Genomic DNA, 15,924 nt, shown 5'->3' on the forward strand with positions numbered 1-15,924 from the left:
GCATGGTGTTTTGTACAGGCTATGCCTATAATATGGCGACTTAAAAAGCAGTAGACTTTTATAGATATGTTGTATTCTCTTGCCCGCCCTTTGTTGTTTTCTTTAGCACCAGAGCGTGCACATGAGCTAACATTATCGTTATTGAAATCAGCTCATCGCATGGGCATGATGCGTCAAAACGTAGCGTCCAAACCTGTGACCTGTATGGGAATCGAATTTCCCAATCCGGTAGGTTTAGCCGCTGGTTTAGACAAAAATGGCGCTTATATTGATGCCCTGGCTGGACTGGGGTTTGGTTTTATTGAAATTGGAACCATTACGCCACGTCCTCAATCGGGCAATCCGCATCCCCGTTTATTCCGTTTACCTGAAGCCAAAGCCATTATTAACCGTATGGGGTTTAATAATGATGGGGTGGATAAACTGGTTGAAAATGTCAAAGCAGCAAAATTCAAAGGCATTTTAGGCATTAATATTGGTAAAAATGCCGATACGCCGGTTGAAAATGCAGTGGATGATTATCTGATCTGCCTTGAAAAAGTCTACAATTACGCTTCTTATATTACTGTTAATATTTCATCACCCAATACCAAAAATTTGCGTAGCCTGCAAAGTGGCGATGCACTGACCGAATTATTGCAAACCTTAAGAAAACGTCAGCTTGAACTGGCTGAAGAACATCAGCATTATGTACCTTTGGTGCTTAAGGTTGCACCAGATCTGACTGCCGAAGATATCGATTTTATTGCCAAACAGCTCATCCAGTTTAAAATTGATGGTTTGATTGTGACCAATACCACCTTATCTCGTGAAGGGGTAGAAAATCTCAAGCATGGCGATGAAGCAGGCGGCTTGTCCGGTGCTCCGGTATTTGAAAAAAGTACTGCTTGTCTGGCCGCTTTCGCTAAAGCACTGAAAGGTCAAGTTCCATTGATTGGAGTGGGCGGTATTTTGTCAGGTGAACAGGCGGTTGCAAAACAGCAAGCAGGTGCCAGCCTTGTACAAATTTATAGTGGCCTCATATATACAGGTCCAAGCTTGGTAAAAGATTGTGTTGATGCTTTAAAAACGCCATGAATACACTGGATATCTTCATACTGATTATTTTGCTCATTGGAGGGCTCAACGGTTTGCGACAAGGATTGGTTTCAGCCTTTGCGAACTTGGTAGGATGGATTTTTGCGCTGATAGTCGGTGCAAAATACGCGACCATCCTGGCACCTTCGATGGTCTCACTTAGTGCAGATCCAGTAGTACAAAAAATAGCAGCTTTTGCATTTATTGTATTGGTCATGGTGGTATTCACCTGGATTATTACCGCATTCCTCAACAAGATATTAAAGAGTCTGAAGCTTGGTCCGCTGAATAGACTGGCAGGCGGTGCTTTTGGCTCTTTAAAAGGTTTAATGATTGTACTGATTACCATGCAGGGCATTGGCCCTTGGGTAGAAAGCTCCCCGCATTGGAAACAGTCTAAATTCGTACAACTCCTTATTCCTTATGCACCCTGGGCGACCGAACTTTCTAAAGAAGCGGCGCAAGGGGCACTTGCTCATATCAAGTCCGATGAAGGTGCGCCGACATCTTCCGACTCATCATCTGATAAAACGCAGAAGCATGCAGCGCGTACAGATGAATCAACAAATAATCCTTTTTATTAATCCTAGCTTGTTTGCGAGGTTGCTATGTGTGGAGTTGTTGGTATAGCTGGTAAGTCACCTGTTAACCAAATGTTGTTTGATGCATTGACGATGTTACAGCATCGTGGTCAGGATGCAGCCGGAATAGTAACTTGTCATGAAGGGCGTTTGTTCCTGCGTAAAGACAACGGTATGGTACGAGACGTCTTTCATACGCGTCACATGCGTGCACTGCTAGGTAATTACGGTATTGGTCATGTGCGTTATCCAACAGCAGGTTCTTCAAGCAGTGCAGAAGCACAGCCATTTTATGTGAACTCGCCTTATGGTATTACCTTGGCGCATAACGGTAACTTGACCAACGCTGAAGAAATTCATGAAGACTTGTTTAAAACAGATCTTCGTCACATGAATACCGATTCGGATTCTGAAGTACTGCTCAACGTTTTTGCACATGAAATGCACAAGAACGGCAAGTTGAATCCATCACCGGAAGATATCTTTGATGTAGTGTCACGTGTACATGAGCGCTGCAAGGGTGCTTATGGTGTAGTCGCCATGATTACTGGACATGGTTTGGTTGGCTTCCGTGATCCAAATGGTATTCGTCCATTGATCTATGGTTCGCGTGAAACTGAAAAAGGCATGGAATATATCATTGCTTCCGAGTCTGTAGCGATTACCGCTTTGGGCTTTAAAGTTGAACGTGATATTGAACCAGGTGAAGCAATCTTCATTACTTCAGAAGGTGAATTGTTCAGCAAGCAGTGTGCTGCAGATCCTGAATATCGTCCTTGTATCTTCGAATATGTCTATTTTGCACGTCCGGATGCAATCATTGATGGCATTTCAGTGTATAAGGCACGTTTGAAGATGGGCGAAAAGCTTGCTAATAAAATTATCCGTGAATGGGGTGAAGAGCACGACATCGATGTGGTGATTCCAATTCCGGATACTTCCCGTACTTCCGCTTTGGAACTGGCAAATAGCTTGGGTGTTAAATTCCGTGAAGGTTTTGTGAAAAACCGTTATATCGGACGTACCTTTATTATGCCGGGTCAGCAGCAACGTGAAAAATCAGTACGTCAAAAACTCAACCCGGTTGAGCTTGAGTTTAAAGGCAAAAACGTTTTACTGGTAGATGACTCGATTGTACGTGGTACGACCTGTAACGAAATTATTCAAATGGCACGTGATGCTGGCGCAAAAAAAGTATTCTTTGCTTCAGCTGCACCGATGGTGAAATATCCAAACGTGTACGGTATTGATATGCCTGCAAAAGCAGAATTGATTGCTTCAAACCGTAGTGTTGAAGAAATTCGTGAAATTATTGGTGCTGACCGTTTAATTTTCCAGGATCTGGAAGATTTGAAAGGCGCAGTACGTACCAGTAAAGTACCGGCATTGCAGGAATTTGACTGTTCGGTGTTTGACGGTGTGTATGTGGCAGGCGGTATTGATGCAGCTTATCTCGATAATCTTGAGAACAAGCGTAACGATTCTGCGAAAAAAGCCCAAGGCGGTTATATTGATGTCAATATCGATGCTGCATCAGTAGACTTGACTGGCGTGAAAGAAGAATAAATTCTTCTTCCATACTATGAAAAGCGGGAAATTCCCGCTTTTTTAATTTATGATAGGTGAATAAATACAATGTAATACAGGAACTTTACATTGAAGCATGTGGGTTATTCTTTCATAAAAAATAAAAATATGGTTTGGTCTGCAAGTGTCTGTATGCTTGCGGTACTGCTCACGCTATTCATTTTAAATACCATTGTAGGATTGAACGTTTTTTATTTTGATCAGACTCAATCCATCTTCTGGCATGTGTTAAGCCCTTATCTCATTGTGCTATTGCTGAGCGTGATGATCATTTCTGTACTGTACGAGTTTTATGTGTTTCGTTCAGGTGGTCATTCACTGGCAAAACAGTTGGGTGCACGTCGCTTAAGCCTCATTGAAAGTATTCCTGAAGAAAGTATTGCGCTGAAAATTACCGAACAGCTGGCCGATACTTTTTTAATTGATGCGCCAGCTGTTTATGTGCTTCCTGATGAAGTGGGCGTAAATGCACTTACGGCCGGGTTTTATCCACGTGATATTGTGATTATCTTGACTTGGGGTGCTTTGCAGAATCTGGATGAACTAGAACTTTATGGTTTGCTCAGCCATGAGTTTAATAAAATTTTGTCTGGTGAAACGGCTGAAAATACCCGTTTAAAAATTCTCTACAGTAGTCTGACCACTTTTAGTCAGTGGGGCAGCAAAATTGCCAAACTTGGCTTTACCAAGCACGGCCAGGCACATACGCATAAATTTGCGACTTCTTTTGTGGCCATGGGTGGAATAATCTGGTTGATTGGAAGTCTGGGTGTTTTGATTACCCGTTTTATTAAATACATTTCACTTGGTAGCCGTACTTTTAAGAATGATCAAAAAACCAGACGCCTGATTCAAAACGATGCCAATGTGCAAACCTTGCTCAGAATTTATGTGCATCATTCAGGTTCGCAGATTCATAGTGAATATGCCGAATCCATTTCGCATATGTGTTTTGCCAATTCTTTAAGTCCACAAAACTGGATGAATATTCACCCCAGTATTGAACAGCGTATTTATGAATTGAACCCTGGTCTGGTGCAGGATTTACAGCTTGAGAATTTAAAAAAATTACGTAATCAGCCATTATTTAGTTTGTTCCGTTCCTTTGATGAACTCAACAGTGAAGTCTACACGCCGTGGAGTTCGCCTCAACCCTTGCCATTGCTGCGTTTATCCCCAATTAGTTTTGCCATTAATGATGCAATCAAGCCACTTAATCCGGAAATTCGCGACAATATGCAGCGTCCTGAGCTGATTCAGCGTGCACTACAGACCGCAACAGGTTCGCGCGAAGTGATGGTGGCGATTTTAATGATTCGTCAATACCGTGAATTTATTCCTGCCGAGGCTGAGGTCAGTCGTGCCATAGTTGATTCATTGCTGCATCTGGATGGCCGGGTGCATATCTCGATCTTTCATGAAGCATGTAAAAATATTGGCAGCATGCCTGCGACCATTGCACGTCAGTTTTTAATGAAACTGGCACGAATTATTCAGGAAGATGGCGAAATTGGTCTGCTAGATGCTTTATTGCTGGAATGTGTTAAATATGAATTGAATCTGCTGCCTTTACATACACCCACCTCACAGGAAGATGTAAAACCGCAAATCGTACGTTTGATTGATGCCTTGTTGCATGTGCAGCAGATTAATAGCCAGAATCAGCTCGACGTACGTAAGAAAATTCTGCGACGGGTACTCACGTTAAAAGAGCTGGAAATGTATGCCGAAATTTCGGATGAGCCGATTGATTTGTCAGAAATCTTAAATGATATTGCAGGTTTATTGCTGCGTGACCGCTTAAGTATTTTGGGTGTTGCTGAGCTATGTTTGTGGAATGACCGTATTATTACCCAAGATGAACTGGATGTTCTGCAACTGCTGTATTGGCGTTTTGGTTTTGAAACCGATGAAATTGTCGATCTGATGCAGAAGAAAAATAGTTTGATGATAGTCTAGACAAGCTGCGATAAAATTAGTGATGATTCAATAAAAGCACAGCAAAAAATCAGTAATCTCGTTAGAATACCAAGTATTCAATTGGTGATGAAAAAAGATGATAGGGCATCAGCGTGACATACTGGCAACATTGGGAATCGATATCTGGATTCCCCGGGATGTTGCATGTCAAAAAATGCCATCTTCATCACTCTGGCGCGATCAGGCTGCACCAGAATATCAGACTGAAATTGTGCTGGCAAAAGCGCCAGCAGTCTTGCCATTAGAGCTTAAAGCCGATCCAGAGCAAGCGATTGAGCGTATCGAACCGGTCAAGACTCCGGATGTCTCAGTAAGCGCAGAAAAAGTTGAAGTTGTAGCCGAAGTCATTGCAGAGCGTGCAGCGCTGCAAATAGCAGCTTTTCAACTACAAGCCTTAAGTTTGCCACATTGTGTCATTGTTGTGGATGCAACCGAAATGAGCGCTGAACAGCAGCAGCTTTGGAGTAATATTCAACAGGCGGTGCTGGCTGAATATTATGAATTACAGTGGCCATTTCCTTTAATGAATTTCCAGGATGGCCATGGGGTGGAAAGTTATGTGCAAGGCTTTCTTGATGCCATAAGTACAGATAAAAATATTATCTTTCTAGGGCAATGTACCTATTTAAAAAACTCAAAAAGTATCAATCTGGCTGGTTTGCAGGAAATGCTGGATCAGCCCTTATTAAAAAAACGCTTGTGGCAGTTTATGCAAAAAAGGCCTCAAAACACGGATGGAACATGAAGCAGAAAGTTGTCGTTTTTAGCCAGTTAGATCGGGATATTCTTCAGCGATTACAACAACAATATCATGTCGTCATGATTAACCCGAAACTTGGGGATATCAAAGCGCAACTACTTGAACAGGTTAAGGATGCCGATGCAATGATTGGCGCAGGGCGTTTACTGAATGAAAGTAATTTGGCCACAGCGCAACAGCTCAAAATCATTTCTAGCGTTAGTGTGGGTTATGACAACTATGATCTGGCTTATTTAAACCAGAAAAACATCTGGTTATCCAATACCCCGCATGTATTAACCGAAACCACTGCCGATTTGGCTTTTAGTTTATTGATGAGTGCAGCACGAAAAGTTCCTGCTCTTGATCAATGGACCAAGCAGGGGCAGTGGAAGCGTACAGTTGGTGAAGCACAATTCGGGCAGGATATTTTTGCCAAGACCCTCGGGATTATCGGTTTAGGAAATATCGGAGCTGCGATTGCGCGGCGTGGTTTTTATGGCTTTAACATGAACATTCTGTACCACAACCGCCGTGAAAAACTGGAATTGGCGCAACCGTTAAATGCCCGCTATTGTGCTTTGGATGAATTGTTGCAACAGTCCGATTTTGTTGTGCTGGCTGTTGATCTCAATGCAGAATCTAAAGCGCTGATGGGTCTGCATGAGTTTGAGCAAATGCAGCCGCATGCTGTTTTTGTCAATATTGCCCGTGGTTCTGTGGTCGATGAGCAGGCACTTATTACTACGCTTAAAGCAGGTAAAATTTTTGCTGCTGGCCTGGATGTCTATGCAACAGAGCCTTTGCAAGAATCTGAACTTTTTGCTTTGGAAAATGTAGTGACTTTGCCGCATGTGGGTTCTGCGACTGCAGAAACGCGTAAAAAAATGGCCGAACTGGCTTATGGTAACCTGGTGGATGCCCTGGAAGGGCGCACACCGCCTTATCTCGTGAATCCCAGCTTTTCTTAAAATTTGATAACACTTCATTGCAAATTGCTCCAAATTTCAATGTTATAGTCTGATAAATCTTAAAAAAGCAGTTTGAGAACATCACATTGAAACGGTTTTTATGGGCTTGTAACATCAGTTTGCTTTCTGCAATGGCATTGACGCACAGTGCAAATTTCAATTCAACGCCGCAATTTAATGTTCCTGAAATCGGTAGCGGCGTTGGTCTGATTGATCAACAAAAAGAAAAAATGATTGGTGAAAAAGTATTCCGTGAAGTGCAACATCAAATGCCAGTGCTGCAAAACCCATGGCTAGAAGACCAGTTGGGTAATGTGTTTTCCCATATTTTAAGCCAGACCCAGCTGGGACAACCGATTGGTCTGGTGATTATCAATGATCCGCAAATCAATGCTTTTGCTGTGCCTGGTGGACTGTTTGCCATCAATACGGGAATGGTGACATCTGCCCGAAATATCGATGAAGTGGCTGGAGTAATGGCGCATGAAGTGGCACATGTCTCACAACGTCATTACAGCCGCTCGCAAGAGGCATTCAAGGGGCAAGGTTTACTGACTCTGGCTGGATTACTGGTCGGTGCACTGATTGCTTCCCAAGCTGATGGCGATGCAGGAACTGCGGTGATGTTGGGTTCTCAGGCGGCGTTAATGGATAAACAGCTGAACTATAGCCGTAATCAGGAGCGGGAAGCAGACCGGATTGGGATGCAATATATGTATAGTGCTGGTTTTAATCCGCAAAGTATGGCGGACTTTTTTGAAGTGATGGATCGTTCAACCAGCAAGGTCAGTTTCTTGCCCGACTTCTGGTTCACTCATCCGCTTAGTAGCGAGCGGATGAGCGAGGCGCGTTTAAGAGCCAATCAATTCCCTCGGGTAAAATCAAGTTTGCATGATGAAGATTTTGAAATTCTGAAATGGTATAGCCGGGTTATTTCCAATCAGGCGACAGAACAGCAATTGCAAGTTTTGGCAAATCGCAATAATTTTTCCGGACAGCTGGCTTTATCCGCATTTTATTTAAAACAAGGCGATTATGTTCTAGCGCAGCAGGTTTTGGATCAGGCTAAAAAACAGCAACGTTTAAATAATCTGCTGGTTCTTATTCAAACTGATATCTATCTGGGGCAGAATAAAACCGATCAAGCCTATCAGGCCATTCAATCCGCAGCACGGATTATGCCGGAAAATCGGGCTTTAGCGCTTAAACTGGCAGAGGTTTTGATTCGCCAGAAAGATGCTGCACAGGCACAGAAGCTGATTCAGCGATTCACCAATAAGAACCCGCGTGACATACAGGCTTGGCGCTTGATGCAGCAGGCGGCCAATATAGACCAATCAGCATTCAGGACGGTGAACGTACTGCGTTATCGTGCAGAAGTGGAATACTGGTCGGGATCGGAAGAAAATGCAATTAAGTCCTTGTTGCATGCACAGCGCCTGATTAAAGATAATGAAGTGTTGGCTGCAAAATTAAAAGCACGGATTCAGGAAATGCAAAAAGAGCGACAACTCAGAATTTAATCGTAGATGAGGTTGCAGTCACAATAAAAACAAGGAGTGGCAAATGCTAGAAGGTCAATGCTTATGTGGAAGGGTGAGATATCGTTATCATGCTGAAATTGAAAAAACCATCATTTGTTACTGTAAAAATTGTCAAATGGCGCAAGGCTCAATCTTTGCTTGGAACAGTCCATTACAGCAATCAAAATTTGAAATTAGCACTGGACTTAAATTTCTAAAAGAATATTTCCATAGCCCCAATAAAGCCCGGGTATTTTGTCAGGAATGTGGCAGCCCGATCTATTCATATCGCTTGGATCTGCCTGATATCATTCGTTTGCGTTTGGGAACGGTTACGCAAGGGCATGTGCCTGCACCATCCGAACAGGCGTATAGAACATACAAACCTGATTTTCTGCATATCGCTGAATAAAATCTGCTGCTAGAATGATTATGCCTATGATAATCTTCGTGGGTTGTATATTTCGAATAATGAACAGTATTGATTGATTTATGAAAAAAATATTATTGACGCTATGGGTGTTGGGGTGTGCTGGATCAAATACGGCTTTTGCGAGCGTAGAGCAATATGTCGCAGCAGTGGATCAAATCTCTGAACAATATAAGCAGGATAGCAGAAATTTTTTTAGCAGTTTAAATGCACAACAGGCAAGTTTTACGCCCCAGCAGCAATCGCAGTACTGTGCAATGGTGGGTCGTTATATTGATCGGTTATATCAGGCGGCAGATCAGAACAGGCAGTCTTTAGATCGTCAATTTAGGCAAATGACCAAGCAAGACGTGATTAACCAAGTGATGTCGTCAAAAGAAATGCTGATTTTGAAAAAATATAATATTCAGTGCAATTTTTAGTTATAAATCTGCTGTATGAGATGAGTGGGCTAAAAATGGTGAATTGAAAAGAGAAGAAAGTGTATAAAAATATAAATAGAGGATTGTTATATTGATTTAGGGCTATTTAACAAGCTGCTAAATAGTCCAAACCAAACAATTGAATTATTTTGAAAGATTAAGAAAGTTTCGCTTTAATTTTAGCTGAAACTTGTGCAGGATCGGCACGCCCGGCTATGAGCGGACGTAGAGAGTTCATCACCTTACCCATATCTTTCATGCTAGTAGCTTCTTGCGCAGCAATAGTTTGCGCAATGATAGAATCAAGCTCTTCCTCAGTCATAGCTTCTGGTAGAAATTGAGATAAAACCTCAATTTCGGCTTGTTCTTTACTAGCTAAATCATCACGGCCAGCGCCTTCAAAGGCTTTAACCGATTCTTTTCGTTGTTTGATTTGCTTTTCAATGACCGCAAGAGTCTGAGCATCGTCAAGCTCTATGCGCTCATCGACTTCGATTTGCTTAATTGCCGCCTGTAGACCACGAATCACCGTTAACTTAGACATTTCTTTAGCACGCATAGTTGCTTTCAAAACATCGGTTATTTGGTTTTTTAAAGTAGTCATTTATTTAGTCCAGGCAGTCAATCACAAATTAATCTTAGTAAAGGCGTGTAGTACGAACTGATTCGCGAGCCAATTTCTTTTGGTAACGTTTAACAGCAGCAGCTTTTTTACGTTTACGTTCTTGAGTTGGTTTTTCGTAGAATTCACGTTTACGAACGTCAGCTAAAACACCCGCTTTTTCGCATGAACGTTTGAAACGACGGATAGCTACGTCTACTGGTTCGCCTTCTTTCAATTTAACTTGTGGCATGAAGAATCCTCATTAAGTTATGGATAAGATCTGCGGCACGATTGCCTTAGATCACAAGTGAAGGACAGTATTTTACTCATTTACATCTCATATCACAAGTCTATAATAGCTTTAGCAATATTTAGATACGGGTAAAAGGCAGTTTAATGATCGTTCTGGGCTTGGAAACTTCTTGTGATGAAACTGGGTTAGCTCTCTATGACAGTGAAGTCGGCTTAATAGGACAGGTGCTATATAGTCAGATTAAACTGCATGCAGAATATGGCGGCGTGGTACCGGAACTGGCTTCACGCGACCATGTGCGCAAGTTAATTCCTTTAATTAATCAATTGCTTGAACAAAGCAAAATTAAAAAATCACAAATTGATGCAGTGGCCTATACACGTGGTCCCGGTTTAATGGGGGCGTTAATGACCGGAGCTCTGTTTGGCCGAACATTGGCGTTTGCGCTAAATAAACCGGCTATTGGTGTGCATCATATGGAAGGTCATATGCTTGCGCCACTGTTGTCTAAAACTCCACCAGATTTTCCATTTGTGGCTTTATTGGTCTCTGGTGGGCATACCCAGCTGATGGCAGCACACGGTATTGGTCAGTATGAATTGCTGGGTGAATCGATTGATGATGCAGCAGGTGAGGCCTTCGATAAGGTCGCGAAAATGATGGGCTTGCCTTATCCGGGTGGTCCGAATATTTCGCGTCTTGCAGAACAGGGTGATGCCACTGCTTTTGATTTTCCACGTCCAATGCTACATCAAGGTCTGGATTTTTCATTCAGCGGTCTAAAAACAGCTGTTTCGATTCAGTTGAAAAAAGTGGCAGATCAAGGTCGCGAAGCCGACATTGCAGCAAGTTTCCAGGAAGCATTGGTTGATACTTTAGTTAAAAAATCAGTTAAAGCACTCAAACAATCAGGTTTAAAACGTTTGGTGATTGCGGGTGGTGTAAGTGCCAACAAACGTTTGCGTGAGCGTCTAGAAGCAGACTTGGCCAAGATTAAAGCGCAAGTGTATTATGCAGAACCTGCACTGTGTACCGATAATGGCGCGATGATTGCCTTTGCCGGTTATCAGCGTTTAAAAGCAGGCCAGCATGACGGCTTGTCTGTGACCACTACACCGCGCTGGCCGATGACGGAATTAACCAATCCAAATCAAGCTTAAAGCATTCAAAATAAAAAAGAGGCGTTTAGCCTCTTTCTTCATTTACAAGTTTGTAAAGAATGGGTTGATATCTTTAGATATTGTATTCATGATAAGTTTTAAGGTTCATTGACAATTCTTCTATTTATGAAATGTCAACACATCCTAATAATTGCAGAAAAATATCCTAAATTTACGAACAAATAATTTTTCAAGATGGTTGGCATAGGTTTATTCGGATGGATAATATAAATTTCAGAAGCTTTCAAGAGGCTGGTCAAGCTGTTTTAAAGTTTCTATATAAACGTTTCGGATTTAATTTATGGATGATTACCCGAGTCGAAGGTAAAGACTGGATTGTCCTTCAGAGTGAAGACCACGGTTATAATGTTCATCCAGGACAAGTATTTCAGTGGGCAGATTCATTTTGTTTTCATATGATTGCCGGTAAAGGTCCTAAAATTGCTCCTCGATCAGAAGACATACCTTTATATGCCACTGCACCGATTAACCAGCAAGTCAGTATTAAATCTTATATTGGTCAACCACTTGTCCATGAAGATGGCAGCTTGTTCGGTACACTTTGTGCGATTGATCCTCAAGAAAAATCTGAAAACATTATTCAGGACGTAGAACTGATTGAATTATTTGGTCATTTGTTAAGCAGTATTCTTCAAGCTGAACTTCGTCAAAATGAACAAGTCCGTCAACATGAGCGCTTAGAAGCTGAAGCGCTTATGGATGGATTGACCGGCTTATATAACCGCCGGGCATGGGAAAGATTGGTCACTACAGAAGAAGAGCGCTGTAAGCGTTATGGACATCCTGCTGCAGTTTTTTTTATCGATCTCAATGATCTTAAAAAAGTGAATGACAGTCTGGGGCATGATCAGGGAGATGAGTTAATTCAGCAAGCGGCGCAGGTACTCAAACATACGGCACGTAGCAATGATATTGTGGCGCGTCTAGGTGGGGATGAATTTGTAATTCTAAGTGTAGAAAATGATGAGGTCGGAGTAGAAATACTCTTGAGTCGTCTTATACAAGCTCTTACACAGGCAAAAATAGGTGCGGCGATTGGTGTTGCCATGCGACAACCTGCTCAAGGACTGTTTAAAGCAGCTGCAGAAGCGGATAAAAAGATGTTTGAGCATAAACGCCAGCTTAAGTCTGAAATATAGAATCCTGATCAAACTGTTTTTAAATTTTTTTCAATAAACTGATTAAATTGGTCTTTTAACTCGAGATACCTGGTATGCGTCTTGGCTTGGTTCCATTTTTGCTTGAAAATTTGGGCAGCGGCAGCCTTTACTTGATCTTCTGGACTATAAGGTAATTCATCCCCTCCATGTGAGCCACTTAAGCCTTTTTTATCCGCAGGAACAGCTCCTTTATATTTTTTACCTCCTTTATGATTGGCATAACGTCGCGCACGCGTATAACCCATTTGCAGAAATTTTCTGGCCATATCTGCGCCGATAAAATCATTTGCATCTAGATAGCTTAAAAACAATTCATATATTTTTTCACTACTTTTTTGGGCTTTTTCTTGATCTGCAAATTGCCAAAAGGGCAATATTTCTGACTTGTAAGGTTCGACCAGTAAAACGCCTTGTTCGCCACGCCCAATTCGATATAACTCGGGACGTTTTCGGAAGTTTATGTTTTTAAAATCTAAAGAGTAGTCAAAACTTTTGGAGAAAACTCTGGAATTTCGTCTCGGTATATTGTTCTTTTGATAATCATCTTTCATTGCTCATTCCATCAGAAAAGCAGAAACCTTGGATGCATTATTTTTCCTAGCCTAGATCATTTTGATGAACTTTTAAGCTTAAAGTTACAAATCATATAAATATTAGTTTAAGCGATGTGGATGTAAAAATATTTGCAAAGCTTGAATAGTGAAGGGTTTAGTTAAGTGAGTGGGTTAAAATTAACAGGCTGATAAATTGCCAATATTGTTGGAAATATACATTAAAATTACAGAAAAATTTTTGACTTTAATTACTATTATTTAATCAATGTTATATGGAATAAGGCAATACAACAATTAGACAAAGTGATGGAGTCTCATTGGCTTGTTTTTTTATACGGTAAATCTCAATCTTCTTATTAAATAAAAATGTAAATAAAATATAGGGAATACAATGTCATGAAAAAGAAAACCACATTAGTTGGAGTTGCGTTTATCTCGGGTTTATTGAGTGCTTGTGGCGGTGGAGGAAGTGGTTCCGATTCCGGTAATCCATCGGTAAGCACGCCACCGAATGTGCCTAACGAGACAATTTCTCCAGAGCTGTCAGATGAGTTTGTACCATTTGAAGACCAGAAGATCCTGGATAAAATTAAAGACTCTATTACCGGTAATACCAGTAATGACACGGATTATAACAGTGCGCTTGGTCATATGATTGGAGAAACCTTTGGGGATTATCCTTATGGGCGTACGGCTCGTATTGTGCAGATTTATAACCTGGGTATAAATAGTATTAAGTATCCGAACGTGTTATGCGCTGAAGTAAGCACGACGAATACGGTAAAAACGCTAAAATTAAAAGACAATAAAGATAACTGTGTGATTCTGGATAAAACCTATCGTAAAGGTTCTACGATTACTCAGTCAGTTAATGGCGATACCACAACTCTAACTTTTACCAATGTACGTTATGGCTCGAATGTTGATTTTAATTTAAAAGATGACTATTTAATTTCAGGCAGCATCGTATATAGCAAAACCAAAACTCCATCCGGCGAATCGGTGACTTATAAAATTGACCAGCTGGAGTTCCAACGCATTACGGAAGATCAGAGTGCGCCTGCAGGTGGCACGACTTTTAATCCGAACAGTAAAGAATATCTTCAGCTAAGGAATTATAGCTATAGCTTAGTAGACGATTACGGTAATGGCAGTAATGGGACTCGTACATTAACCAGTAAAGGCCTGATTATCGGTCAGCCTTATCTGGCAGACTTCCGTTATAGTTTTAATTTTGATACTACCACTCCATTTAAGATGCAGGAAACGCTATTAGATAACTATAAACATCTGCCGACTGAGGGAACTTTAAAAATTACCGACAGTTATAACCAGGTGGTGGAGGTGAAACAAAATCAGCCTGAATCACTCAAGGCGACTGTTTATTTTAATGGCAATGAAATTGCTGATCTGCTCTGGTCAACAATTATCGGCGATAAAAAATAAGATCCGGTATAAAAAAGCTCCGCTGTTGCGGAGCTTTTTTATTTACTTAGATTCTCAGATGAAGTGTAACAGGGATTAGGGTCTGTTGACATTTCATAAATGGCTTGCGTTGTAGGCTAAAATTGAGCATGAGACGTATACGTTGCAAGAATGAAATGCAAAGAATGGTGGTTCCATTTTTAAATTTCATGACGCAGTTTGAGATAATTTTAGCCACAACCTGAGCCAGAACAAAGCACTGCTTTGTTTGCAGCGCAAGGCGCAGCTGGGGACTAGAGTATTTTTTGACGCTACGTCGTTATGAACTACGCATTTAGAATGACTAAATTTTGTAGTTCATGCCTAGTATCCTCTAAAAAATACTCGTCGTCGCAAACATAGACCAATTGTCAACAGATCCTAATCTAGAGTAGAAAATAATTGTGCGCTACTGACTTTACGCATAAAACCAGCGCGTTTTAAAGCCAGGGTCACCATATTGGTATTGCAAGATTGAATACCCTCAAAATTGCCTAAATCTTCAGTAATTAATTTCCATAAATCACTTAAATCATTACACAGCACATGCCAGAAAAATTGAGAATTTCCACTAATACCAAACAAGCAACGCGTATTTTTAATTTCTGACAAGGTATTGGCAATTTTATTCGCTGCATCTGGTCGGGCTTTGATCAAAATAATGGCCTCTGATTTAAACCCCATCAAACTCGGTTCTACATCGACTCGAATATTGAAAATACCTTCTTCCAATAAGTCATTGAGTAATTTCTGAGTTTTATGTTCGCTTAATTCAATTTGTTCAGCCAAACTTTTGATAGATGAACGACCATCGATTGCAAGCAAATGAATGAGTTTTAATTCTGTTTCACTCAAGGATCTAAAACTGACTCTTTTATCGGTGTGGCCTTCTAAAGCCTTGGGTTTGCTGGCCCAGGTAAATGGTTTTAACACAACTTGTGTTTCTACCGTTTTGATATCAGGGATCTGAGTGACAAAGTCATGCATCCAGACGGAAAGATCGGCTGGTTTTTCTAAGCCGATTTCGAGGAAAATATCGGCAAGTCCTGTGGTTAGAAAAACAATTCGGACTTCTGGTCGATTTGCAAAAAATTGCGCAACTTCTTTTTCTTTTCCAAACTTCACACTGATCCATACATGAACGGTATAGCCCTTATTGGCAACTACAGGATTCAATTCAATAGCAGTGCGTATAACCTGTTCATCCAACAATTTACTGAGACGTCGCGAAAGTTTTTTTTCAGGGACTTCGCTGATCTGACTGAGTTCACGCCATGATCCTCTTGGATTGGAGATTAGGGCTTTGATACATGTTATATCGATTTCGTCGAGACTAAAAGATTCACTCATGATGATTGACTTGTCTAAAAACTAATTATAATCTAAATTTATGTCTAG

The 15,924-nt window shown here is 41.1% G+C and carries 16 protein-coding genes; 12 read left to right on the forward strand and 4 right to left on the reverse strand.

Annotation, left to right across the window (positions count from 1 at the left end; translation table 11 throughout):
• Nucleotides 1–66 precede the first annotated feature (66 nt).
• The 9 genes from B9T26_RS13585 to B9T26_RS13625 all read left to right on the forward strand — a co-directional run bounded on the left by B9T26_RS13585 (nt 67) and on the right by B9T26_RS13625 (nt 9,310).
• Nucleotides 67–1,077, forward strand: coding sequence for a quinone-dependent dihydroorotate dehydrogenase (locus B9T26_RS13585; protein ID WP_086200201.1), 1,011 nt, complete (start codon nt 67–69; stop codon nt 1,075–1,077).
• Nucleotides 1,074–1,661, forward strand: a complete 588-nt coding sequence (locus tag B9T26_RS13590; RefSeq protein WP_086200202.1) for a CvpA family protein — start codon at nt 1,074–1,076, stop codon at nt 1,659–1,661. The genes B9T26_RS13585 and B9T26_RS13590 overlap by 4 nt, the downstream gene beginning before the upstream one ends.
• A gap of 24 nt (nt 1,662–1,685) precedes the next feature.
• Complete coding sequence (gene purF / locus B9T26_RS13595) at nt 1,686–3,224, forward strand: amidophosphoribosyltransferase (RefSeq protein ID WP_086200203.1); 1,539 nt, start codon at nt 1,686–1,688, stop codon at nt 3,222–3,224.
• A gap of 129 nt (nt 3,225–3,353) precedes the next feature.
• Nucleotides 3,354–5,204: a M48 family metalloprotease gene (locus B9T26_RS13600; protein WP_086200256.1), complete on the forward strand. Its 1,851-nt coding sequence runs from the start codon at nt 3,354–3,356 to the stop codon at nt 5,202–5,204.
• A gap of 97 nt (nt 5,205–5,301) precedes the next feature.
• Nucleotides 5,302–5,970: a hypothetical protein gene (locus B9T26_RS13605; RefSeq protein WP_086200204.1), complete on the forward strand. Its 669-nt coding sequence runs from the start codon at nt 5,302–5,304 to the stop codon at nt 5,968–5,970.
• A complete protein-coding gene (locus B9T26_RS13610) occupies nt 5,967–6,935 on the forward strand; it encodes a 2-hydroxyacid dehydrogenase (RefSeq protein WP_086200205.1) in 969 nt (322 codons plus the stop codon). Before B9T26_RS13605 ends, B9T26_RS13610 begins: the two co-directional genes overlap by 4 nt.
• A gap of 86 nt (nt 6,936–7,021) precedes the next feature.
• A complete protein-coding gene (locus tag B9T26_RS13615; protein ID WP_086200206.1) occupies nt 7,022–8,458 on the forward strand; it encodes a M48 family metalloprotease in 1,437 nt (478 codons plus the stop codon).
• 43 nt (nt 8,459–8,501) lie between these two features.
• Nucleotides 8,502–8,870 carry a GFA family protein gene (locus B9T26_RS13620; RefSeq protein WP_086200207.1) on the forward strand — a complete coding sequence of 123 codons (369 nt, stop codon included), beginning with the start codon at nt 8,502–8,504 and terminating at the stop codon, nt 8,868–8,870.
• Nucleotides 8,871–8,950: 80 nt separating this feature from the next.
• Nucleotides 8,951–9,310: a hypothetical protein gene (locus B9T26_RS13625; protein ID WP_086200208.1), complete on the forward strand. Its 360-nt coding sequence runs from the start codon at nt 8,951–8,953 to the stop codon at nt 9,308–9,310.
• 157 nt (nt 9,311–9,467) lie between these two features.
• On the opposite strand, the gene B9T26_RS13630 is transcribed toward B9T26_RS13625, so the two are convergent.
• Both B9T26_RS13630 and rpsU read right to left on the reverse strand, forming a co-directional pair.
• Nucleotides 9,468–9,914 carry a GatB/YqeY domain-containing protein gene (locus B9T26_RS13630; RefSeq protein ID WP_086200209.1) on the reverse strand — a complete coding sequence of 149 codons (447 nt, stop codon included), beginning with the start codon at nt 9,912–9,914 and terminating at the stop codon, nt 9,468–9,470.
• A gap of 34 nt (nt 9,915–9,948) precedes the next feature.
• Complete coding sequence (gene rpsU / locus B9T26_RS13635; protein ID WP_001136722.1) at nt 9,949–10,164, reverse strand: 30S ribosomal protein S21; 216 nt, start codon at nt 10,162–10,164, stop codon at nt 9,949–9,951.
• Nucleotides 10,165–10,310: 146 nt separating this feature from the next.
• Between rpsU and tsaD the strand changes: the two genes are divergently transcribed.
• Nucleotides 10,311–11,327, forward strand: coding sequence for a tRNA (adenosine(37)-N6)-threonylcarbamoyltransferase complex transferase subunit TsaD (tsaD, locus tag B9T26_RS13640; protein ID WP_086200210.1), 1,017 nt, complete (start codon nt 10,311–10,313; stop codon nt 11,325–11,327).
• Between the two features lie 218 nt (nt 11,328–11,545).
• Entirely contained in the window at nt 11,546–12,487 is a 942-nt protein-coding gene (locus B9T26_RS13645) for a sensor domain-containing diguanylate cyclase (protein ID WP_086200211.1), read from the forward strand.
• An 8-nt stretch (nt 12,488–12,495) separates the two neighbouring features.
• Here the strand turns inward: B9T26_RS13645 and B9T26_RS13650 are convergent, their stop codons facing one another.
• The gene (locus B9T26_RS13650; RefSeq protein ID WP_086200212.1) at nt 12,496–13,059 is read right to left on the reverse strand and encodes a DUF4385 domain-containing protein; all 564 of its coding nucleotides are present in this window, start codon (nt 13,057–13,059) and stop codon (nt 12,496–12,498) included.
• Between the two features lie 399 nt (nt 13,060–13,458).
• On the opposite strand from B9T26_RS13650, the gene B9T26_RS13655 reads away from it, so the two are divergent.
• Entirely contained in the window at nt 13,459–14,508 is a 1,050-nt protein-coding gene (locus B9T26_RS13655) for a hypothetical protein (RefSeq protein ID WP_086200213.1), read from the forward strand.
• Between the two features lie 399 nt (nt 14,509–14,907).
• On the opposite strand, the gene B9T26_RS13660 is transcribed toward B9T26_RS13655, so the two are convergent.
• Nucleotides 14,908–15,876: an Lrp/AsnC family transcriptional regulator gene (locus B9T26_RS13660; protein ID WP_086200214.1), complete on the reverse strand. Its 969-nt coding sequence runs from the start codon at nt 15,874–15,876 to the stop codon at nt 14,908–14,910.
• Between the last annotated feature and the right edge of the window lie 48 nt (nt 15,877–15,924).

Source organism: Acinetobacter sp. ANC 4169 (assembly GCF_002135355.1).
In the GTDB taxonomy this organism is placed as follows: Bacteria; Pseudomonadota; Gammaproteobacteria; order Pseudomonadales; family Moraxellaceae; genus Acinetobacter.